At 70.6% G+C, this 20,812-nt stretch carries 16 protein-coding genes; 6 read left to right on the top strand and 10 right to left on the bottom strand.

Translation table 11 applies throughout. The features are described from left to right. Positions 1-170 precede the first annotated feature (170 nt). Entirely contained in the window at positions 171-2,462 is a 2,292-nt protein-coding gene (locus CP978_RS17845; RefSeq protein WP_079162195.1) for an ATP-binding SpoIIE family protein phosphatase, read from the top strand. 44 nt (positions 2,463-2,506) lie between these two features. On the opposite strand, the gene CP978_RS17840 is transcribed toward CP978_RS17845, so the two are convergent. From CP978_RS17840 to CP978_RS17830, 3 genes are all read right to left on the bottom strand, one after another. Next, positions 2,507-3,613, bottom strand: coding sequence for an AI-2E family transporter (locus CP978_RS17840; protein WP_079162194.1), 1,107 nt, complete (start codon positions 3,611-3,613; stop codon positions 2,507-2,509). Between the two features lie 86 nt (positions 3,614-3,699). Beyond that, positions 3,700-4,680, bottom strand: coding sequence for a pirin family protein (locus CP978_RS17835; protein WP_043442186.1), 981 nt, complete (start codon positions 4,678-4,680; stop codon positions 3,700-3,702). Between the two features lie 196 nt (positions 4,681-4,876). Beyond that, the gene (locus CP978_RS17830) at positions 4,877-5,359 is read right to left on the bottom strand and encodes an SseB family protein (RefSeq protein ID WP_043442182.1); all 483 of its coding nucleotides are present in this window, start codon (positions 5,357-5,359) and stop codon (positions 4,877-4,879) included. 148 nt (positions 5,360-5,507) lie between these two features. Here CP978_RS17830 and CP978_RS17825 point away from each other — a divergent pair, with 148 nt between their 5' ends. Together CP978_RS17825 and CP978_RS17820 are read left to right on the top strand one after the other, a co-directional pair. Beyond that, on the top strand, positions 5,508-7,334 hold the full coding sequence (locus CP978_RS17825; RefSeq protein ID WP_043442178.1) for an acyl-CoA dehydrogenase: 1,827 nt from the start codon (positions 5,508-5,510) through the stop codon (positions 7,332-7,334). A 173-nt stretch (positions 7,335-7,507) separates the two neighbouring features. Beyond that, positions 7,508-8,857 carry a M18 family aminopeptidase gene (locus tag CP978_RS17820; protein WP_079162193.1) on the top strand — a complete coding sequence of 450 codons (1,350 nt, stop codon included), beginning with the start codon at positions 7,508-7,510 and terminating at the stop codon, positions 8,855-8,857. A gap of 118 nt (positions 8,858-8,975) precedes the next feature. On the opposite strand, the gene CP978_RS17815 is transcribed toward CP978_RS17820, so the two are convergent. Further along, a complete protein-coding gene (locus tag CP978_RS17815) occupies positions 8,976-10,802 on the bottom strand; it encodes a thioredoxin-like domain-containing protein (protein WP_043442176.1) in 1,827 nt (608 codons plus the stop codon). Positions 10,803-11,021: 219 nt separating this feature from the next. Here CP978_RS17815 and CP978_RS17810 point away from each other — a divergent pair, with 219 nt between their 5' ends. Next, positions 11,022-11,516 carry an LURP-one-related/scramblase family protein gene (locus tag CP978_RS17810; RefSeq protein WP_043442174.1) on the top strand — a complete coding sequence of 165 codons (495 nt, stop codon included), beginning with the start codon at positions 11,022-11,024 and terminating at the stop codon, positions 11,514-11,516. A gap of 142 nt (positions 11,517-11,658) precedes the next feature. On the opposite strand, the gene CP978_RS17805 is transcribed toward CP978_RS17810, so the two are convergent. Continuing rightward, positions 11,659-12,483, bottom strand: coding sequence for a maleylpyruvate isomerase family mycothiol-dependent enzyme (locus CP978_RS17805; protein ID WP_043442171.1), 825 nt, complete (start codon positions 12,481-12,483; stop codon positions 11,659-11,661). 180 nt (positions 12,484-12,663) lie between these two features. Between CP978_RS17805 and CP978_RS17800 the strand changes: the two genes are divergently transcribed. After that, entirely contained in the window at positions 12,664-13,458 is a 795-nt protein-coding gene (locus CP978_RS17800) for a carbon-nitrogen family hydrolase (protein ID WP_043442169.1), read from the top strand. Between the two features lie 56 nt (positions 13,459-13,514). Here the strand turns inward: CP978_RS17800 and CP978_RS17795 are convergent, their stop codons facing one another. Next, positions 13,515-14,831, bottom strand: a complete 1,317-nt coding sequence (locus CP978_RS17795; RefSeq protein ID WP_043442166.1) for an MFS transporter — start codon at positions 14,829-14,831, stop codon at positions 13,515-13,517. Then, positions 14,828-15,511 carry a GntR family transcriptional regulator gene (locus CP978_RS17790; protein ID WP_043442164.1) on the bottom strand — a complete coding sequence of 228 codons (684 nt, stop codon included), beginning with the start codon at positions 15,509-15,511 and terminating at the stop codon, positions 14,828-14,830. The genes CP978_RS17795 and CP978_RS17790 overlap by 4 nt, the downstream gene beginning before the upstream one ends. Positions 15,512-15,723: 212 nt before the next feature. On the opposite strand from CP978_RS17790, the gene CP978_RS17785 reads away from it, so the two are divergent. After that, a complete protein-coding gene (locus CP978_RS17785; protein WP_043442161.1) occupies positions 15,724-16,617 on the top strand; it encodes a D-alanyl-D-alanine carboxypeptidase family protein in 894 nt (297 codons plus the stop codon). A gap of 164 nt (positions 16,618-16,781) precedes the next feature. Here CP978_RS17785 and CP978_RS17780 read toward each other — a convergent pair whose 3' ends face one another. The 3 genes from CP978_RS17780 to pdhA are packed head-to-tail and all read right to left on the bottom strand — an operon-like array spanning position 16,782 to position 20,392. Beyond that, positions 16,782-18,197, bottom strand: coding sequence for a dihydrolipoamide acetyltransferase family protein (locus CP978_RS17780; protein WP_043442157.1), 1,416 nt, complete (start codon positions 18,195-18,197; stop codon positions 16,782-16,784). Positions 18,198-18,207: 10 nt separating this feature from the next. Beyond that, positions 18,208-19,185, bottom strand: a complete 978-nt coding sequence (locus tag CP978_RS17775; RefSeq protein WP_043442155.1) for an alpha-ketoacid dehydrogenase subunit beta — start codon at positions 19,183-19,185, stop codon at positions 18,208-18,210. A gap of 1 nt (position 19,186) precedes the next feature. Beyond that, entirely contained in the window at positions 19,187-20,392 is a 1,206-nt protein-coding gene (gene pdhA, locus CP978_RS17770; protein WP_043442152.1) for a pyruvate dehydrogenase (acetyl-transferring) E1 component subunit alpha, read from the bottom strand. Positions 20,393-20,812: the final 420 nt, after the last annotated feature.

Genomic DNA, 20,812 nt, shown 5'->3' with positions numbered 1-20,812 from the left:
CAAGCGTACCGGCCACCCGTACCGGCCACCTCAAGATCGGCTCCCCCTGATGGTCACGGGACTTGTCGATCACCGGCGCCGGCCTTTCCGGGGGTCGGGAATTCATCGGGAGGACCGCCCGGTGTCGCCTTCAGTGGCACCCCGCGATCGCATCTTCATACAGTGGGGCCATGCGCACTGGTGAGCCCCTGCCCTCGCTGGGGGACGTCCTGGCCGATCTGGCGACCGGTCTGTGGCGCTACGACGCAGCCGCGGGCCTTGTCACTCTGGACGGCGAGGCCGCCCGGCTGGTGGGGCTGCCCGCCGAACCCACGACCCTGACCGAGGCCGGGATCCGCTCCCGTTTCCACCCGATCGACTGGAACGAGATCGTCGGGGTCGTCCAACTCGCCCTGACCGAGGGCACCATCGCCGAGTCCCGGATGCGGATCATGGACGAGCACGGGCGTGTGGTGCGGATCGTCCGCAGCCGCTCCAGACCGTCCCTCGACCCGCGGACCGGTCACTTCAAGCTGGTCGGCACCCTCCAGGAGGTCACCGATCCCTCCTGGAGCGCCGCCGCGCGCTCCCCCGTCACCGGCGACTGGCGCCGCTCCCGCGAGGCGTTCCTGCTGGACGCCGGGCGCGCCCTGGCCGAGGCGCGGTCCACGGAGGAGGTGCTGCGGGTCGCGGCCGGGCTGTCGATGCCCGGCTTCTCCCCGGACGGGCTCGCGGTCTTCGGCGCCGACGGCGACCGGCTGACCGTGATCGGCCACCACGGCCACCGGCCGGGGGACGAGGCACCCTTCACCCAGATGTCGCTGGACACGGACTACCCGGCCGCCGAGGTCGTCCGCACCGGCCGAGCCGTCTATCTGTCCTCGCCCGAGGAGTACAAGGTCCGCTACCCGGTGTCCTGGCCGCTCGCCGCGCACTTCGGCCGTCAGTCCTGGGCGTTTCTGCCGCTTACCGTGGCGGGGCGCACGATGGGCGCCTGGATGGCCGGCTTCCGGTACCCGGTCGCCTTCACTCCCGACGAGCGCTCGGTGCTCACCACGGTCGCCCGGATGCTCGCCCAGGCCCTCTCCCGGGCGGGTGCCGCCGAGACGGAGCGGGAGCTGACCGACGGGCTCCAGCGCTCGATGCTGCCCACGCTGGGCCCCCGGATACCCGGCATGACCGTGGCGGCCCGCTATGTCCCGACCGGCGGCGGACTCCAGGTGGGCGGCGACTGGTACGACATGATCCAGCTGCCCGGGGGAAGCTCCCGCACAAAGTCCAGGACGGGCCGGTTCGCGCTGGTCATCGGTGATGTGCAGGGCCATGATGTGCATGCCGCCGGCCTCATGGGCCAGCTGCGGATAGCCCTGCGGGCGTACGCCAGCGAGGGCCACCGCCCGGACGCGGTCCTCTCTCGCGCCTCCCGCTTTCTGCACGGGATGACGCACGGCACGGACGGCGCCGAGCTGCGCTTCGCGACCTGCCTCTATGTCGAGGTGGATCCGGCGACCGGAACGCTGGAGATCGCCCGCGCCGGCCACCCCGACCCCGCGTTCCTCATGACCGACGGAACGGTGCTGATGCGGGGAACCGCCGGCGGTCTGCCGCTCGGCATCGACCCGGACGCGGACTATCCGACCACCCGTCTCGTGCTGGAGCCCGACGAGACCATGCTGCTCTGCACGGACGGGCTGATCGAGACCGGCGGACACGACCTGGACACCGGCTGGCGGCGGATCCGGCGGATCCTCGAGGAGCACGACGGCGATGCGGAGGAACTGGCCGACGCGCTGGTCCAGGCCGTGCACGGGCCCTCCTCGCACCACGCCACCGGGCCGCTGAGGGACCGCCGCGAGGACGACATCGCCCTGCTGCTGCTGAGCCGGGGCGGCGAGGGACCCGGCCGTCCCTCGGCGGGCAAAGTGCGCCGCACGATGCTGACGGTCGCCCAGGCCGAGCCCGAGCGGATCGCGGGCGCCCGTCAGCAGCTGCGCGAGCTGCTGCACGACTGGCCCTGCGAGGACCAGGTCGACTCGGCGGTGCTTCTGGTCTCCGAGATGCTCACCAATGTCCTGGTGCACACGGACACGGACGCTCTCCTCGTCGCCGAGGTCGCCGAGGACGCCGTACACCTCGACGACCCCGATGACCCCGGCGATCCGGCCGGGCGGGGCGGACGACGGGTGCGGGTGGAGGTCACCGACGCCGGCGACGATCTGCCGCACCGGCGCCACCCCGGCGAACTCGCCTCCTCCGGACGCGGTCTGGTCCTCATCGAACTCCTCGCCGACGCCTGGGGCGTGGACCCCCGGGGCCAGGGCAAGAGCACCTGGTTCGAACTGTACGAACGCCCTGCCCGGCCGGGCCCCGAGGGGGACGCCCGGGGGGACGGGGAGGACAGCCGGGACCCGGAGGAGACGGAAGACACGGAAGACACGGAAGACACGGAGGACACGAAGGACGGAGAGGACGCGGCGGCGTAGGACGCGCACACGCGTACGACGGCCCCGCCTCCGTCGGCTGTCCGTCATGCCTCCGGCGGCTCCGCCCGGCCGTCCGCGCCGTCCGCGCCGTCCCCGGGTTCCGGGTGCGCCGGGGCCGTCTCCCCGTACCCGTACCGCGCCCGCAGTTCATGGGCGACGCCGAACACCGCCGCCGTCAGCGGTACGGACAGCAGCATCCCGAGGATCCCGGCGACCGACGCCCCCGCGGTGATCGCCAGCAGCACCGCCGCGGGATGCAGCTGCACGGTCCGGCTCTGGATCATCGGCTGGAGCACATGCCCCTCCAGCACCTGCACGGCGAGGACCACACCGAGCGCCCACAGCGCGATGACCAGCCCGCGGTCCGCCAGGGCCACCAGGATCGCCAGCGCGCCGGAGAGAAAGGCCCCGAGGTAGGGGATGTAGGCGCCGACGAAGACGAGCGCGCCCAGTCCGATCGCGCCCGGGACACCGAGGATCAACAGCCCCACGGTGATGCAGAACGCGTCGATCAGGGCGATGAGCGTGGTCCCCCGCATGAATCCCTCGACCCCCTCGAAGGCGCGCCGCGCCATGGCCTCGACGGTCTCGGCGGCGCCGTGCGGGGCGAGCGAGCGCAGCAGGTCGGCGACCCGGTGGGAGTCACGCAGGAAGAAGAAGACGAGCACCAGGGCCAGCAGGGCCATGGCGAGGCTCTCGCCGACGACGCTGACCCCGCTGATGACGTTGTGCGCGGCGGTCCCGCCGAACTTGGTGAGCAGGTCCCTGCCGTGGGAGGCGAGGTCGTCCAGCGAGGTGCCGGCCGCGCCGAAGTGCCGGGCGACCGCCTTGGCGGCCCGCCGGAGCGAGGAGGCGATCTGGCCGCCGTTGTCGACGAGGGCGGAGACGACGATGTACACGGCCCCGCCGACCACGGCCACCACGGCGACACAGGTGATGCCGGCCGCGAGCGACCGGTGCATCCCGATCCGCACCAGACGGCGGTGCAGCGGCCCGAGCAGCGCGGTCCCGAGCAGCGCGAGCAGCACGGGCACCACCGCCGTGCGGAGCTGCCCGCACAACCGGATCCCGATCCAGGCGACCCCGGAGACCAGCAGCACCACGAGGCACCAGGCGGCGAGGCGTCGTACGGATTCGGGGAGGAGCTGCACTCCCCCAGCCGATCACGCCGAGGGGCGGGCTGTCCTGTGCGGACGGCCCGCCCGGGTGACGCGGCGTCAGAAGCCCGGGGCCTCCGTCAGGAGTCCTGCGGACCGCTCTCGGTCATCCCGTGCACCGCGGGGACGGTGCCGAGGCGCCCCTTCTGGAAGTCCTCGAAGGCCTGCTGGAGCTCCTCGCGGGTGTTCATCACGAACGGGCCGTAGTGGGCCATCGGCTCACGGATCGGCTGTCCGCCCAGCAGCAGGACCTCCAGGTCCGGGGTGTGGGAGTCCTGCTTCTCGTCCGCGCGGACGGTCAGCGCGGAGCCGGCGCCGAACACCGCGGTCTGGCCGAGGTGGATCGGCCGCCGCTCGGTGCCGACGCTGCCGCGGCCGGCCAGGACATAGGCGAGGCCGTTGAAGTCCTCGCGCCAGGGCAGGGTGACCTCCGCGCCCGGCGCGACGGTCGCGTGGATCAGGGTGATCGGCGTGTGCGTGATGCCGGGGCCCTGGTGTCCCTCCAGCTCACCGGCGATGACACGGAGCAGCGCGCCACCGTCGGGGGTGGTCAGCAGCTGGACCTGGCCGCCGCGGATGTCCTGGTAGCGGGGGGCCATCATCTTGTCCTTGGCGGGCAGGTTGACCCACAGCTGGATGCCGTGGAACAGGCCGCCGGACACCACCAGCGACTCCGGCGGGGCCTCGATGTGCAGCAGGCCCGAGCCCGCCGTCATCCACTGGGTGTCGCCATTGGTGATGGTGCCGCCACCGCCCTGGCTGTCCTGGTGGTCGAAGATCCCGTCGATGATGTAGGTGACGGTCTCGAAGCCGCGGTGCGGGTGCCAGGGGGTGCCCTTGGGCTCGCCCGGCGCGTACTCCACCTCGCCCATCTGGTCCATCATGATGAACGGGTCGAGGTGGCGGTAGTGGATCCCGGCGAACGCGCGGCGGACCGGGAAGCCCTCGCCCTCGTAGCCGCCGGGCGCCGTCGTGACGCCGAGCACGGGTCGGGCCACCGCGTCGGCCGGGGCCGCCACACGGGGAAGGGTCAGCGGGTTCTCCACCGTCACTGCAGGCATGTCGGTACCTCCTTGTACCCCAACTTTAGTTGACGATTGAACTTTCTGCCACCCCGGAACACCAGAAGCCCGGAGGGCATTCCCTCCGGGCTTCGACGGCCCCTCTCACGGGGCGAGGATGCGGATCGTCCGAGAAGCGACGGCGGCCGGCCGTCCATGGAGCAAGGGCGGCCGGCGGGCCGCGGGGCCGACGGGTCTAGCCATACATCCGCCGCATCGCGAACTCGACCATCTGCTCGACCGCCTTGGCGTCGAACACCATCCGGTGCTCGCCCTCCATGTCGAGGACGAACCCGTAGCCGGTCGGCAGCAGGTCGATCACCTCGGCCCCGGTGATCACGAAGTACTTGGACTCCTTGCCCGCGTACCGCCGCAGCTCCTTGAGCGTGGTGAACATCGGGATCACCGGCTGCTGGGTGTTGTGCAACGCCAGGAATCCGGGGTTGTCGCCGCGCGGGCAGTACACCTTCGAGGTGGCGAAGACCTGCTGGAAGTCCTCGGCGGTCATCGACCCGGTGGTGAACGCGCGGACCGCGTCCGCGAGCGACGGCGGCGACGGCTCGGGGTAGAGCGGGGGCTGCTGGCCGTACCCGCCGGGCATCTGCCCGCCCGGCATCGACCCGGGCATCTGCTGCTGTGGCGAGGCGTACTGCGCACCCGCGTTCTGGTAGCCGTACATGCCGCAAAGAGTAATGGGCCACACAAGAGCCATCAGGGGTTGATTCTTATTACCGACGGGTAGCATCATCGAAGCTACTAGTTGGTACGTGAACCAGTCGAACCGCGAGGAGCCAGTGCCTCGCCGATACCTCCACGGAGCCGTCGCCATGGGGCACTACAAGTCGAATCTCCGCGACATCGAGTTCAACCTCTTCGAGGTGTTGGGCCGCGACAAGCTGTACGGCACCGGCCCGTTCGCGGAGATGGACGCGGACACCGCCAGAAGCATCCTGGCGGAGCTCACCCGTCTGTCGGAGCACGAGCTGGCGGAGTCCTTCACGGACGCCGACCGCAACCCGCCGGTCTTCGACCCCGAGACCAACACCGCACCGGTCCCGGAGACCTTCAAGAAGAGCTACCGGGCGTTCATGGACTCGGAGTACTGGCGCCTCGGCCTGCCCGAGGAGATCGGCGGCACCACCGCCCCGCCGTCCCTGATCTGGGCGTACGCGGAGCTGATCCTCGGCGCGAACCCGGCCGTGTGGATGTACTCCTCCGGCCCGGCGTTCGCCCGCATCCTCTTCGAGGAGGGCACCGAGGCCCAGAAGAAGATCGCGCGGATAGCGGTCGAGAAGACCTGGGGCTCCACCATGGTGCTCACCGAGCCGGACGCCGGCTCGGACGTGGGCGCCGGGCGTACCAAGGCGGTCCCGCAGGAGGACGGCTCCTGGCACATCGAGGGCGTGAAGCGCTTCATCACCTCCGGTGAGCACGACCTGGAGGAGAACATCCTCCACTACGTCCTCGCCCGCCCCGAGGGCGCGGGACCGGGCACCAAGGGCCTGTCGCTGTTCCTGGTCCCGAAGTACCTCTTCGACGTCGAGACCGGTGAGCTGGGCGAGCGCAACGGCGTCTACGCCACCAACGTCGAGCACAAGATGGGTCTGAAGGCCTCCAACACCTGCGAGATGACCTTCGGCGACCGCCACCCGGCCAAGGGCTGGCTGATCGGTGACAAGCACGACGGCATCCGTCAGATGTTCCGCATCATCGAGTTCGCCCGGATGATGGTCGGCACCAAGGCGATCTCCACGCTGTCCACCGGCTATCTGAACGCGCTGGAGTACGCCAAGGAGCGCGTCCAGGGTCCGGACCTGGCGAACTTCATGGACAAGAGCGCGCCCAAGGTCACCATCACCCACCACCCCGATGTGCGCCGCTCGCTGATGACGCAGAAGGCGTACGCGGAGGGCATGCGCGCCCTCGTGCTGCACACCGCCTGCGTCCAGGACGCGATCGCGGTCAAGGAGACGAACGGCGAGGACGCCTCCGTCGAGCACGCCCTCAACGACCTGCTGCTGCCGATCGTCAAGGGCTACGGCTCGGAGAAGGGCTACGAGCAGCTTGCCCAGTCGCTGCAGACCTTCGGCGGCTCCGGCTTCCTCCAGGAGTACCCGGTCGAGCAGTACATCCGCGACGCCAAGATCGACACCCTGTACGAGGGCACCACCGCGATCCAGGGCCAGGACTTCTTCTTCCGGAAGATCGTCCGCAACCAGGGCGCCGCGCTGAACTCGGTCGCCGAGGACATCAAGGAGTTCCTGGCGCTCGGCACCGGCGGCGAGGAGCTGGCGGGCGCCCGGGAGCAGCTGGCGAAGGCGGCCCGGGAGCTGGAGACCCTCGTCGGCCTGATGCTCACCGACCTCGGGGCCACCGAGCAGGACGTCAGGAACATCTACAAGGTGGGCCTGAACACCACCCGCCTGCTGCTGGCCTCCGGCGATGTGATCGTCGGCTATCTGCTGCTGAAGGGCGCCGCGGTCGCCGCCGAGAAGCTGGAGACGGCCTCCGCCAAGGACCGGGCCTTCTACACCGGCAAGATCGCGGCGGCGAAGTTCTTCGCGGCCCAGGTCCTGCCGGGTGTCACCCTGGCCCGCAAGATCGCCGAGGGCGTGGACCTGGACCTCATGGACCTGGACGAGGCCGCGTTCTAGAGGACGCCGGCCGGCGAGGGAGGCGGGTCGCCCGCGACATGGCGGCGGGCGACCGGCCCCCGCCAGGGCCCGTCCCGTCGGAGGCCGGGGCGGGTGCACCCTTCACATCCTCCCTACGAGGGCCCGCTCCCCATCACGGGAGCGGGCCCTCGTCCGTCGTTAAGGTGAATGCCATGAGTACAAGCTCCCGGCCGTCGCCCGCCGCCACCCCCACGGGGGGCGCCTCGCGCGCGTCTCACACCTTTGACCGCGGTCACACCGACGATCTGATGTCCTTCCTGGCGGCGAGCCCGTCGCCCTACCACGCCGTCGCGAACGCCGCCGAGCGGCTGGAGAAGGCCGGCTTCCGGCAGGTCGACGAGACCGAGGCCTGGGACGGCACCAGCGGCGGCAGATATGTGCTGCGCGGGGGCGCGATCATCGCCTGGTACGTCCCCGAGGGCGCCGAGCCGCACACCCCGTTCCGGATCGTGGGCGCACACACCGACTCCCCGAATCTGCGGGTCAAGCCGCGGCCCGACAGCGGTGCGCACGGCTGGCGGCAGATCGCGGTGGAGATCTACGGCGGCCCGCTGCTGAACTCCTGGCTGGACCGCGACCTGGGCCTGGCGGGCCGGCTGGCCCTGAGGGACGGCTCGACCCGGCTGGTGAACATCGACCGGCCGCTGCTGCGGGTGCCGCAGCTGGCGATCCATCTGGACCGCTCGGTGACCGCCGAGGGGCTGAAGCTCGACAAGCAGCGCCACCTCCAGCCCGTCTGGGGTCTGGGCGGCGATGTGCGGGACGGCGACCTGATCGCCTTCCTGGAACAGGAGCTGGGCCTGGCCGCCGGTGAGGTGACGGGCTGGGACCTGATGACGCACTCCGTCGAGGCACCCTCCTATCTGGGCCGGGACCGTGAACTGGTCGCGGGCCCGCGGATGGACAACCTGCTGTCCGTGCACGCGGCCACCGCGGCGCTCACGGCCGTGGCCTCCGCCGACGCCGGTCTCGCTCACATTCCGGTGCTGGCGGCCTTCGACCACGAGGAGAACGGCTCGCAGTCGGACACCGGCGCTGACGGACCGCTGCTCGGTTCGGTGCTGGAGCGCTCGGTGTTCGCCCGGGGCGGCTCGTACGAGGACCGGGCACGCGCCTTCGCCGGCACGGTGTGTCTGTCCTCCGACACCGGGCACGCCGTCCACCCCAACTACGCGGAGCGGCACGACCCGACGCACCACCCCCGGGCGAACGGCGGCCCCATCCTCAAGGTGAACGTCAACAACCGCTATGCGACGGACGGTTCAGGGCGTGCGATCTTCGCCGCCGCCTGCGACAAGGCCGGCGTCCCCTTCCAGACCTTCGTCTCGAACAACGCGATGCCCTGCGGCACCACCATCGGCCCCATCACGGCGGCCCGCCACGGCATCCGGACGGTGGACATCGGCGCGGCGATCCTGTCGATGCACAGCGCCCGCGAACTGTGCGGAGCGGACGACCCGTATCTGCTGGCGAACGCGCTGGTGGCGTTCCTGGAGGACTGACGCTCCTGGAGGACCGCCCCGGCACCCGACCACCCCGACACCCGCCGGAACAGCCCCCTCCACCGTCCTTCGTTCGTTCGGATCAGGCCGGAGACCGGCCTGATCCGAACAAGAGGCCCTACTCCGCGTCCATGCCCGCCAGCACCAGCGGAAGCCGCTCCGCGCCGCCTTCGGTGAGGCGGACCGGGACACCCCAGTCCTGCTGGTGGACATGGCACGCCGGGTACTCGTTGGCCGGGTCGTCGTCGCAGGACGCGGCCATCGCCGAGACATGCAGCACGCCCTCGGATATGGACGGGTTCAGCGCCAGCTCACGCGTGAGGTCCGTGTCCGCGCCCTCGCCCTCGATCAGCAGCTCGGGCGGGGTCGAGGAGACCAGCAGACGCGTCGAGGGGCCGTAGCGCGTGTCCAGCTTCTGGCCGGCCGGCGCCTGGAAGATCACATCCAGCCGGAGCCGGCCGGGCGCCACCTCGGTCGCCGCGCGCTGGGTGCGGTGGGCGACCGAGGCCACCCGCACCGCCTCCTCCGGCAGCCGCAGCCGGGTCAGCCGGTGCCGCGCCGACTCCACGACCACGATGTCCTCGCCGACGAGCACCGCGTCCGACGGCTCCCGCAGATCCGTCGCGAGGGTGCTCACCTCGTCCGTCGCCGGGTCGTAGCGCCGCAGCGCGTGGTTGTAGGTGTCGCTGACCGCCACCGAGCCGTCCGGCAGGGCCGTCACGCCCAACGGGTGCTGGAACAGCGCCTGTCCGGCCGCGCCGTCCCGGTGCCCGAAGTCGAACAGTCCCGTGCCGACCGCGGTGTGGACCGCGCCGTCCCGGTCCACCCAGCGCAGGGCGCTCGTCTCGGAGTCCGCCAGCCACAGGCGCTCCCCGTCGGCCGACACGGCCAGGCCCGACGGCTGCGCGAACCACGCCTCCGTGCCCGGTCCGTCCACCAGCCCCTCGTTGGTGGTGCCCGCGGCCACCGCGACCGTGTCCGTGGCCGGGTCGTACGTCCACAGCTGGTGCACGCCCGCCATGGCGGTCCAGACCCGGCCGCCGAAGACCGCCACGTCCCACGGCGAGGAGAGGTCCACCTCCCGGGCGGGGCCCGAGGTCGGTGAGCCCTGCCACCACTGCTTGCCGGTGCCTGCGAGCGTGGTGACCTCACCGGTCGCCAGGTCGAGACGGCGCAGCGCGTGGTTCACGGTGTCGGCGACCACCACCGCGCCCTCGTCCAGCAGGGCCAGTCCCTGCGGCTCGTTGAAGCCCGCCGCGTCCGCCGGGCCGTCGGCGAAGCCTCGTACGCCCGAGCCGATCCGGCGCACCACCGTCTCGCCGTCCGCCGCCAGCTCCACCAGCTGATGTCGGGTGGTGTCGCTGACCAGAAGGTTCCCCGAGGGCAGCAGGAGCGCCTTGCCCGGGAAGCGCAGGGTCGTGGGCTCGGGCTCCGGCGCCACATAGGGGCCGTCGCCCCGGCGCAGCGTGCCCTTGGCGGCATGCTCCTCCTCCAGCTCCTCGACGAGCCGCGCTATCGCATGGGCATGGCCCTCGCCCGCGTGCTGGGCCACCACATACCCCTCGGGGTCGATGACCACCAGGGTCGGCCAGGCGCGGACGGCGTACTGCTTCCAGGTGGCGAGCTCGGGGTCGTCGAGGACCGGGTGCTCCACCCCGTAACGCTCCACCGCGTCCACCACCGCCTGGTGCTCCGCCTCATGGACGAACTTCGGGGAGTGCACGCCGATGATCACCACGGTGTCGCGGTGCTTCTCCTCCAGCTCGCGCAGCTCGTCCAGGACATGCAGACAGTTGATGCAGCAGAACGTCCAGAAATCGAGGATGACGATACGTCCTCGCAGGTCGGCGAGGGTGTACTGCTGACCGCCCGTGTTCAGCCAGCCACCCTTGCCGATCAGCTCGGGGGCGCGGACACGGACGCGACGCGGTGTGGAGTCGTTCATGGCTCAAGGGTGCCATCCTCGGCCCCGGTGCCGCGGAGCCTGTGGATAACTCCACCACGGAGCGCATGCGGGCACGCACAGAATGCCTTCATGTCGTCGCCGCCTCCGGGGAACGCTCCTCGCGGACGCGGGGTCACGGCCCTCGGCGGCCCGGCCGTCCCTCAGTCCGTCGGCCTACCGGCGGCGTCGGGGGGCCGTCGTGGGGGAAGCCCTCACGGTATGAGATTTCAGGTACGCGACCGGCTGCTCGGCTTCGGTGACGACTACTGGATCGAGGACCAGCACGGCAACAAGGTGTTCCTGGTCGACGGCAAGGCGATGCGGCTGCGGGACACGTTCGAGCTGAAGGACACCCGGGGGCGTGTCCTGATCCATATCCACCAGAAGATGTTCGCCCTGCGCGACACGATGGTCATCGAGCGGGACGGCGAACCGCTGGCCACGATCAAGCGCAAGTGGCTGTCCCTGCTGCGCCACCACTACCGGGTCTCGCTGGCGGACGGCACGGTGCTCGATGTCAGCGGCAGGATCCTCGACCGCGAGTTCTCCGTCGACCTGGACGGGGAACTGCTCGCCCAGATCTCCCGTCGCTGGCTGCACATCCGCGAGACCTACGGCGTCGACATCGTGCGCGACGACGCGGACCCGACGCTGCTGATCGCGGTGGCGGTGTGCGTGATCCATCTGGCGGAGCGGGAACGGGCGGGGGACTGAGCGCTACGGCTGTGGGGTGCGCCGGGTCTTCCGTCCCTGCGCACCCCACAGGGGTCCTACGCTCACGGCGCACTGTTGTCGGTCGTGGCGGGCCCGAGCCGTCATCGCGGCGCACCCGGGGCCGGGCCGTCCCACCGGCGTGCTACTTCGTCACCGCGAAGGACCGGAGGATCGCCTCCGTCAGGTCCGGGTCGCCCTCCGTCTTGATGCGGTCCGCGACGGCGTCCGCCGTGACCCGGCCGCAGGCGAGACGGACGAACGTCTCCCAGTCGAGGGTCAGCGACACGCTGGGGCCCAGCGAGGGGGTGCCGTCGATGGAGCCGCGGCCCTCCGCGTCCACCCGGACCGTCCGCATGAACTCCAGGGGACCGTGCACATCGAGGACGATCGCCGAACCGGGGCGCGCCCCCGCGTCCTCGGCGACGACCTTCGGCATCCCGGCGAGCAGCTCGTCCCGCGCGATCTGCGCGCCGGGCGAGTCCAGGTTCCCCGGCCGGTTCAGCGCTGTGCGCAGGTCCTGTTCGTGCACCCACACGTCGAAGGCGCGGTAGCGCATGGCCTCTTCGAGGGTCTGTTCCTTGCCGAGCGGTCCGCGCACCTTGGCGCTCGGTTCGCGCGTCTCGTTCCGCAGCTGACGGTTGCGGCGGATGATGGTGTACTCCAGCTCGGACGTCATCTCCGGCGCCGTGTGGTGGCGGCGGACGTCCACCTGCATCTCCGTGTAACGCTGGTCCTCGTTGGTGACATGGAACAGGTCGCGGGGGAGCGAGTGGATCGGGCGCGGATCGCCGAGCATCTCGCAGTCCATGCCGATGACGTGGGAGACCACGTCACGCACCGACCAGCCGGGGCAGGGCGTCCGCCGGTTCCATTCGCCCTCCACGAGCGGCTGCACCAGCTCTGATATCGCCTCTATGGAGTGGGTCCAGGCGTCGGCGTACGGCTGAAGAGTGGGATGCAGACTCACGGAACGGGACCCCTCGGGCGGTCGGTACGCGGGCGGTTTGTCACGGCGGTGTCGACGGGAGGCGACTGTCGGCGGGTGTCTTGGAACGCTAAGTTACGCTGCTGCGAGGCACCTCGGCAGTGCTTTGGTGTCACGATGGTAGGCCCGAAGTGACGGCTCGAATGCCAGGACGGTGGTAGTGTGCGCGCCTCCCTGATTCAAATCCGCGTGGACGATGACGAATCGGTCGATTCGCGTCGGCAGCGGGCCGCTTCCCTGGTACGGGATCAGGCCGGAGCCGATCTGGTGGTGCTGCCCGAGCTGTGGACGACCGGGGCATTCGCCTACGAGGAGTTCGCTCGCGAGGCCGAGCAGCTCGACGGACCGACGTATCGGGCCATGGCGAAGGCGGCGGGCGACGCGGGCGTATGGCTGCACGCCGGCTCGATCCCGGAGCGCGACCCGGACGGGACTCTCTACAACACGTCTCTCCTGTTCTCCCCCTCCGGCGAACTGGCCGCCGCCTACCGCAAGATCCACCGCTTCGGCTTCGACAAGGGCGAGGCCGTGCTGATGGGCGCCGGAACCGAACCGGTGACGGTGTCCCTGCCCGAGACCACCCTCGGCGTGGCCACCTGCTACGACCTCCGTTTCCCCGAGCTGTTCCGCGCGCTGGTGGACGCGGGGGCCGAGACGCTGGTGATCCCGGCGGGCTGGCCGGAGCGCCGCCGCTCCCACTGGACGCTGCTGGCCCGGGCGCGGGCGGTCGAGAACCAGGCGTTCGTCCTCGCCTGTGGAACGGCCGGGACACATGCCGGGGTTCCTCAGGCGGGTCACTCGATCGTGGTGGACCCCTGGGGTGAGGTCCTCGCCGAGGCGGGCGCCGAGGAGGAGGTCCTCACGGTGGAGTTCGACCCGTCGAAGGTCGCGGCCGTCCGGGAGCAGTTCCCGGCCCTGAAGGACCGGGTGCTGGGTCTGGAACGTCCGCGCCACTGAGGTGAGCCGCCCCGACAGGGCCGCCCATGGGGCGGGCCCCGTCGGCCGTACCGGCCCTACGCCGGCACGTGCACCGTCTCCACCCGGCTCGCGACCAGCCGTTCCTGCTCCCTGCGTGCCACCTGCCCGCGCAGCCGCAGGATCTGGCTGACCCCCACCGCCTGGAGGACGAACACCGAGCAGAAGGCGACGGCGTAGTCGTCACCGGTGGCGTCCAGCAGCACACCGATCGCCAGCAGCGTCACCATGGACGCGATGAAACCTCCCATGTTGGTGATGCCGGAGGCCGTGCCCTGACGCTCCGGCGGGTTCGCCGGGCGTGCGAAGTCGAAACCGATCATCGAGGCCGGTCCGCAGGCACCGAGCACCGTGCACAGCACGATCAGCAGCCACATCGGCGCGTGCGGGCCCGGGAAGAGCAGCGTGACCGCCCACAGCACCGCAGTCGCCCCGGCCGTGCCGAGCGCCAGCGGCAGCCGTGCCGCGTGCTGCCGGGCGACGATCTGTCCGTACACCAGGCCGACGACCATGTTCGACAGCACGACGAGGGTCAGCAGCTCACCGGCGGTCGCCCTGGACAGACCCTGCGCCTGGACCAGGAACGGCAGGCCCCAGAGCAGCAGGAACACCATCGCCGGGAACTGCGTCGTGAAGTGCACCCACATGCCCAGACGGGTCCCGGGCTCCCGCCAGGAGGCCTGGATCTGCCGTCGCACGAACGCCGGTCCATGGTGCGGGAACGGCTGTGGTTCATGCCCCTCGGGGTGGTCCTTGAGAAAGACCAGCAGCAGGACGAACGCCACGGCTCCGGCCAGGGCGCTGCCGCCGAACGCCGCGGTCCAGCCCACCCCGTGCAGCAGCCGGGCCAGCACCAGCGTCGAGACCAGGTTGCCCGCCATGCCCACCAGACCGGCGAGCTGGGCGATCAGGGGCCCGCGCCGGGCCGGGAACCAGCGGGTGCCGAGCCGCAGAACGCTGATGAACGTCATCGCGTCACCGCAGCCGAGCAGCGCACGCGCGGCGAGCGCCATGCCGTACGAGGGGGCGAACGCGAAACCCAGCTGGCCGGCCGTGAAGAGGACCGCTCCCGCGCCCAGCACCTTCTTGGTGCCGAGCCGGTCCACCATCAGACCGACGGGTATCTGCATGCCCGCGTACACCAGGAGCTGGAGGATGGAGAAGGTGGACAGCGCGGAGGCGCCCACCTGGAAGCGGTCCGCGGCGTCGAGCCCGGCCACGCCCAGCGAGGTACGGAAGATGACGGCGACGAAGTAGACCGAGACGCCGGTGCACCACACGGCCACGGCGCGACGTCCGCCCGGCGGATCGCCGGGCAGGGACGGAGAACGGGAACCCACCGGGCGGGAGTTCATCGCGCCTCCCCCCGCGCCAGCAGCGAGATCCAGCCGATGTGCCGGTGGACGATGTCGACGGTCGCGGCCGCGTCACCGGACCGCAGGGCGCCCAGGATCATCTCGTGCTCGGTGAGCGTCTTGGCGATCCGGTCGGGGTGCGCGTGCAGAACGGCGGCCCCCATCCGCAGCTGACGGTCGCGGAGTTGGTCGTACAGCCGGGAGAGGATCTCATTGCCCCCGCTGCGCACGATCTCGGCGTGGAAGGCGCGGTCGGTGACCGCCGCCCCGGCCAGATCGCCGGCGGCGGCCTGCTCCCGCTGCCGGGCCAGCAGCTCTTCGAGCCGGGCAATCAGCCCGGGCGGGGCCGGCACCGCCTTGCGCGCCGCGTGCTCCTCGACCAGCTGACGCGTCTCCACCACGTCCGCGACCTCCTGGGCGGAGACCGGCAGGACGAGGGCGCCCTTCTTCGGGTACAGCCGGATCAGCCCCTCGACCTCCAGACGCAGCAGGGCCTCGCGCACCGGAGTCCGCGAGACGCCGACCTCCTCGGCGAGACCGCCCTCGGTGAGCAGCGCCCCGCCCTCGTAACGGCGCTCCAGGACGCCCTGTTTGACATGGGTGTACACCCGGTCGGCGGCAGGAGGCTGTTTGGCGGAGGAGCTGTCGGAGGCAAAGGCGGCGGACGGCGCTGAAGGCATGTGCACACCATAGATACAACACGTACACAAGCCGAGAAGTGTCCACGATGCGGACCGCCGTTTCCATCCGGAATTCCCGGATTTCCCCGTCGGCCGTACATCCTTTTGCCCGACATACACGTCACACAAGAAGGCGGTCTCGTCATCCGGCCGCTCTCCAGGGGCATTTGGGTGCATTCAAGTGCATCAGAGACGCAATCGGAGCATTCAACTTGATTACCGGCATCAAGGGCGCGCGTGTGCGCAGAGCGATCGCGGCAGTGGTCACCACCGGAGCGGTACTCACCACCGGAGCCCTCACCGCGGCGCCCGCGCAGGCCGTCACCAAGCCCACGATCACCGCCAAGGGCGGGTTCGTGATGAACAACGGCACCGGCAAGAGCCTGTACACCAAGGCCGCCGACACCAGACTGTCCACCGGCTCCACCACCAAGATCATGACCGCCAAGGTCGTGCTGTCCCAGTCGAACCTGAACCTGGACGCCAAGGTCACGATCCAGAAGGCGTACAGCGACTATGTCGTCGCGAACAACGCCTCCCAGGCCCATCTGATCGTCGGCGACAAGGTCACCGTCCGCCAGTTGCTGTACGGGCTGATGCTGCCCTCCGGCTGCGACGCGGCCTATGCGCTCGCGGACAAGTTCGGCACCGGTTCGACGCGTGACGCGCGGGTGAAGTCGTTCCTCGGCAAGATGAACAGCGCCGCCAAGTCCCTCGGGCTGAAGAACACGCACTTCGATTCGTTCGACGGCATCGGCAAGGGCAACAACTACTCGACGCCGAGCGATCTGACGAAGATCGCCAGCAGCGCGATGAAGAACGCCACCTTCCGCACGGTCGTGAAGACCACCTCGACGAAGCAGAAGGTCACCACCAAGAGCGGCGGCTACCGCTACTACAACTGGGCCAACACCAACCCGCTGCTGGGCACCTACAGCGGCGCGATCGGGGTGAAGACCGGCTCGGGCCCGACGGCCAAGTACTGCCTGGTCTTCGCCGCGACCCGCAACGGCAAGACGATCATCGGTACGGTGCTGGCGTCCAGCTCGGTCGCCAACCGCACCGCGGACGCCAAGAAGCTCCTGAACTACGGCTTCGCCGTCTGATCTCCGCCGCGCACGGCACCCGGGGCCCGGCCGCCCTTCCGCGGCCGGGCCCTTCGCCCGTCGTACGGCGTCACGGGCGGGGCCGCCGTACGACGACGGAAGCCGCGCCCCCCGTGGGGGACGCGGCTTCTCGCTCCTCGGCCCCGGCAGAGGGGCGTCGGGGGCTAGCCCCAGGTGATCAGCCGCTTCGGCTGCTCCAGGACGGCCGCCACGTCCGCGAGGACCTTCGAACCCAGTTCGCCGTCGACCAGGCGGTGGTCGAAGCTGAGCGCCAGGGTGGTGACCTGGCGGGGCTTCACCTTGCCCTTGTGGACCCAGGGCTGGAGCTTGATCGCGCCGACCGCGAGGATCGCCGACTCGCCCGGGTTGAGGATCGGCGTGCCCGTGTCGACGCCGAACACCCCCACATTGGTGATGGTGACCGTGCCGCCCTGCATCGCGGCCGGGGACGTCCTGCCCTCCCGGGCCGTGGCCACCAGCTCGCCGAGCGACTCGGCGAGTTCCGGAAGCGTCTTCCGGTGCGCGTCCTTGATGTTCGGCACGATCAGACCGCGCGGGGTGGCCGCCGCGATGCCCAGGTTCACATAGTGCTTGCGCACGATCTCCTGGTTCGCCTCGTCCCAGGACGCGTTGACGTCCGGGTTGCGCCTGATCGCCACCAGCAGCGCCTTGGCGATCAGAAGCAGCGGGTTCACGCGCAGCCCCTGCAGGTCCTTGTCCTGCTTGAGCTCCTCGACCAGCTTCATCGTGCGTGTCACGTCCACGGTCACGAACTCCGTGACATGCGGGGCCGTGAACGCCGAGCCGACCATCGCCTGCGCGGTGGCCTTGCGGACGCCCTTGACGGGGATCCGGGTCTCCCGGCCGTCGTCGTAGGTCACCACCGGCGCCGGCGCCGGCGCCGGTGTCCCGACGGTCACGGGAGCGGCGGGCGCCGGCACGGGCGCCACCGCGGCGTGCACATCCTCGCGCGTGATGATCCCGTCGGGGCCCGAGGGCCGCACCGTCGCCAGGTCGACCCCCAGGTCCTTGGCGAGCTTGCGCACCGGCGGCTTCGCCAGCGGACGCTCCGCCGCCCGGACACCGTGCCCGTTCAGCTCGCCCTGGAGCGCCCTGGCCGCCTTCAGGGTGTCCTCGGCGGCCGTCGGCGCGGCCGTGGGCACCACCTTGCGGGGGCGGCGCTTGGTGGAGGACTCGGCGACGCCGTACCCGACCAGGACCGGCTTGCGGCCCTCCGGCTTGGGCTCCTCGGCCGGGGCCTGCGCGGCGGGCGCCGGGGCCTCGGCAGCGGGTGCCGGGGCCTGCGCGGCGGGGGCGCCCCCGCCCACGTCGACCGTGATGATCGCGGTGCCGACATCCACCGTGGTGCCCTCGGGGAAGCGGAGCTCGCGGACCACCCCGTCGTACGGGATGGGCAGCTCGACGGCGGCCTTCGCCGTCTCCACCTCGCACACCACCTGCCCGTCGGAGACCGTGTCACCGGGCTGCACGTACCACGTGAGGATCTCGGCCTCGGTGAGTCCCTCGCCCACATCGGGCATCTTGAACTCGCGCACGGACGCCTCAGTCATCGTCGTCACGACCTTCTCCTCAGTACGCCAGGGCACGGTCGACGGCGTCGAGCACCCGGTCGAGACCCGGCAGATACTCCTCCTCCAGCCGGGCAGGCGGGTACGGGGCGTGATAGCCGCCGACCCGCAGCACCGGCGCCTCCAGGTGGTAGAAGCACCGCTCCGTGATCCGGGCGGCGATCTCCGCGCCCGAGCCGAAGAACACCGGTGCCTCGTGCACCACCACCAGGCGGCGGGTCTTCTCCACCGAGGCCTGGACCGAGTCGAAGTCGAGCGGGGAGACCGACCGCAGATCCAGCACCTCGAGGGACTTGCCCTCCTCCTCGGCGGCGGCCGCGACCTCCTGGCAGACCTTCACCATCGGGCCGTACGCCACCAGGGTCAGATCCGTGCCCTCACGCACCACCCGTGCCTTGTGCAGGGGGCCCGGGATCGCCTCGGCGTCGACCTCGGCCTTGTCCCAGTACCGCCGCTTCGGCTCGAAGAAGATCACCGGGTCGTCGCTCTGGATCGCCTGCTGCATCATCCAGTAGGCGTCCGACGCGTTCGACGGGGAGACGATCTTCAGGCCCGACACATGGGCGAACAGCGCCTCGGGGGACTCGCTGTGGTGCTCGACCGCGCCGATGCCGCCGCCGTAGGGGATACGGATGACGACCGGCAGCTTGATCTTGCCCAGCGAGCGGGCGTGCATCTTAGCCAGCTGGGTGACGATCTGGTCGTACGCCGGGAAGACGAAGCCGTCGAACTGGATCTCGACGACCGGCCGGTAGCCGCGCAGCGCCAGGCCGATCGCGGTGCCGACGATGCCCGACTCGGCGAGCGGGGTGTCGATGACCCGCTCCTCGCCGAAGTCCTTCTGCAGACCGTCGGTGACCCGGAAGACGCCGCCGAGCTTGCCGACGTCCTCGCCCATCACCAGGACCTTGGGGTCCGACTCCAGAGCCTTGCGCAGCGACTCGTTGATCGCCTTGGCGAGTGCCATCTTCTCGGCCATGTCACTGTCCCCCTTCCACCGAGGCGGAGCCGCTGTCGGCGAACGACGCCTGGTAGGCGGCGAACTGGGCCCGCTCCTCGTCGACGAGCGCATGCCCGTCCGCGTACACGTTCTCGAAGATGGCGAACCGGTCCGGGTCCGGCATGGCACGGACCGCCTCGCGTACTCGCCGTCCCAACGTCTCGCTCTCCGCCTCGAGTTCCGCGAAGAACTCCTCGTCCGCGTGGTGCGAGGCCTCCAGGTGGGCGCGCAGCCGGGCGATCGGGTCCTTCGCCTCCCAGGCGGCCCGCTCGTCGTCGTGGCGGTAGCGCGTGGGGTCGTCGGAGGTGGTGTGCGCGCCCATCCGGTAGGTGAACGCCTCGACCAGGGTGGGGCCCTCGCCGTTGCGTGCCCGCTCCAGCGCCCACCGGGTGACGGCCAGACAGGCCAGGACGTCATTGCCGTCGACGCGCACGCCCGGGAAGCCGAAGCCCTGGGCGCGCTGGTAGAGCGGCACCCGGGTCTGCTTCTCGGTGGGCTCGGAGATCGCCCACTGGTTGTTCTGGCAGAAGAACACGACCGGGGCGTTGTAGACCGCGGCGAAGGTGAAGGATTCCGCGACATCGCCCTGGCTGGAGGCGCCGTCGCCGAAGTACGCGATCACGGCGGAGTCCGCGCCGTCCTTGGCGACGCCCATGGCGTAGCCGGTGGCGTGCAGCGTCTGCGAGCCGATCACGATCGTGTAGAGGTGGAAGTTGTTGCCGTTGGGGTCCCAGCCACCGTTGTTCACCCCGCGGAACATGCCGAGGAGGTTGGTGGGGTCGACGCCGCGGCACCAGGCGACACCGTGTTCCCGGTAGGTCGGGAAGACATAGTCCTCGTCGTTCAGCGCTCGGCCCGAGCCGATCTGGGCGGCCTCCTGGCCGAGCAGCGAGGCCCACAGGCCCAGCTCGCCCTGGCGCTGCAGGGCGGTGGCCTCGGCGTCGAAGCGGCGGGTCAGCACCATGTCCCGGTACAGACCCCGCAGCTGTTCGGGGGTGATGCCCTCGACGTAGGAGTCGTACTCGGGGTTCTTGACCCGCTTGCCCTCGGGCGTCAACAGCTGGACGAGGTCGCGGTCGGCGCCCTTCCTGGGCGCGCTGCGGGTGGTGCGCTTGGTGCCGGTGGTGCCGGCCTTGTCTCCGGCGCTGCGTCGCGGCTTGCGCGCGGCAGTGCTCTCCACGGTCACGTGTGCTCCTCCGTCGGTCCGGCCCCCGGGTTCGCCGGGTGCCTGGGGATCCCCTCGGCCCGCATGGGGCCGGTGGGAGCGGCTCGTCTGCGGCGCACGGACGCACGGGGTGGGTGCGGTCCGTTCGAGACAGACGTGACAGGTGCCCCGGCGAGCGCCCTGCAAGGGGCACGTTACCCAGTGCTCCACATTTCTGTGAAACCCCTTCTGACCTGGGATTTTGCTTGGATTTCCAAGTAAATCGCGTCAGTCGGGCGCAGGCCCTGGTCACAGCCTTGCAGGCGGCCGGAACAACGGCACGTTATCCCGCTCACCTGGAGCACGGGAAGACATGACTTGGTGTGGTGCGACGGCGCCGCACAGTGGCCGGCCGCCGGCATTGGATCTTGGCCCGTGATCACACCGAAGACGTGATGTGAT

The organism is Streptomyces nodosus (assembly GCF_008704995.1).
Classification (GTDB): Bacteria; Actinomycetota; Actinomycetes; order Streptomycetales; family Streptomycetaceae; genus Streptomyces; species Streptomyces nodosus.
The sequence above is the reverse complement of the archived record's forward strand: the minus strand, read 5'-3'. Positions and strand labels throughout refer to the sequence as shown.

Bases quoted from the DNA above. Each gene is read 5' to 3' on its own strand.
- CP978_RS17845 (WP_079162195.1), top strand. From the start codon at position 171: ATGCGCACTGGTGAGCCCCTGCCCTCGCTGGGGGACGTCCTGGCCGAT.
- CP978_RS17835 (WP_043442186.1), bottom strand. From the start codon at position 4,680: ATGCCTGCAGTGACGGTGGAGAACCCGCTGACCCTTCCCCGTGTGGCG.
- CP978_RS17830 (WP_043442182.1), bottom strand. From the start codon at position 5,359: ATGTACGGCTACCAGAACGCGGGTGCGCAGTACGCCTCGCCACAGCAG.
- CP978_RS17825 (WP_043442178.1), top strand. From the start codon at position 5,508: ATGGGGCACTACAAGTCGAATCTCCGCGACATCGAGTTCAACCTCTTC.
- CP978_RS17820 (WP_079162193.1), top strand. From the start codon at position 7,508: ATGAGTACAAGCTCCCGGCCGTCGCCCGCCGCCACCCCCACGGGGGGC.
- CP978_RS17815 (WP_043442176.1), bottom strand. From the start codon at position 10,802: ATGAACGACTCCACACCGCGTCGCGTCCGTGTCCGCGCCCCCGAGCTG.
- CP978_RS17810 (WP_043442174.1), top strand. From the start codon at position 11,022: ATGAGATTTCAGGTACGCGACCGGCTGCTCGGCTTCGGTGACGACTAC.
- CP978_RS17795 (WP_043442166.1), bottom strand. From the start codon at position 14,831: ATGAACTCCCGCCCGGTGGGTTCCCGTTCTCCGTCCCTGCCCGGCGAT.
- CP978_RS17790 (WP_043442164.1), bottom strand. From the start codon at position 15,511: ATGCCTTCAGCGCCGTCCGCCGCCTTTGCCTCCGACAGCTCCTCCGCC.
- CP978_RS17775 (WP_043442155.1), bottom strand. From the start codon at position 19,185: ATGGCCGAGAAGATGGCACTCGCCAAGGCGATCAACGAGTCGCTGCGC.